At 42.5% G+C, this 668-nt stretch carries 1 protein-coding gene; it reads left to right on the top strand.

Annotated elements, in window-relative coordinates; all coding sequences use genetic code 11:
* Positions 1 to 312: 312 nt before the first annotated feature.
* Positions 313 to 668: thiamine pyrophosphate-binding protein (locus A3739_RS02470; protein WP_255376760.1), on the top strand; the 356-nt coding region annotated here is incomplete at its 3' end.

Genomic DNA, 668 nt, shown 5'->3' with positions numbered 1-668 from the left:
AAAAAAACGCACAGATATTGACTATATGTAATTCGCTGTCAGAATTGCAGGTCGCTTAGATCCGGGGTAGTTTGTAGAGGCCTTTCCTAGTGGTTTTCTTATCCCCCCAGCAAGTTAATATGTTGCGACGGCAACATTACTTATTTGAATTTGAGAAGAGTCCAAAAAGCATGACTGTTTTCATAGGCGTTACTCCCCGCCTTAATAAGTAAATTCAACTTGCTAAAGTTGCATCGAAAACGCTTCCAAAAGAAGCGAGCATTACTCGGATTAAGCTTCCAAATTTAACTGTATTATTTAAAGGTAAATATCGTGGAGCTATTGTCTGGCGCCGATATGATTACTCACTCCCTTGCGGACCAAGGCGTTGAGTACATCTACGGATATCCAGGTGGAGCTGCGCTTCATATTTATGATGCGTTGTTTCGACAGGATAAAGTTAAACATATATTAGTTCGTCACGAGCAAGCAGCAGTCCATATGGCTGATGGCTATGCGCGTGCGACAGGTAAAGCGGGAGTTGTATTAGTTACATCAGGTCCAGGTGCAACGAATACGATTACAGGTATCGCAACAGCGTTTACCGACTCTATTCCTATGGTTGTCTTGTGTGGGCAGGTACCTTCAACATTGATTGGTGAAGATGCTTTCCAAGAAACAGACATGAT

The organism is Oleiphilus sp. HI0067 (assembly GCF_001635735.1).
This window is presented reverse-complemented; position numbering and strand designations above follow the sequence as displayed.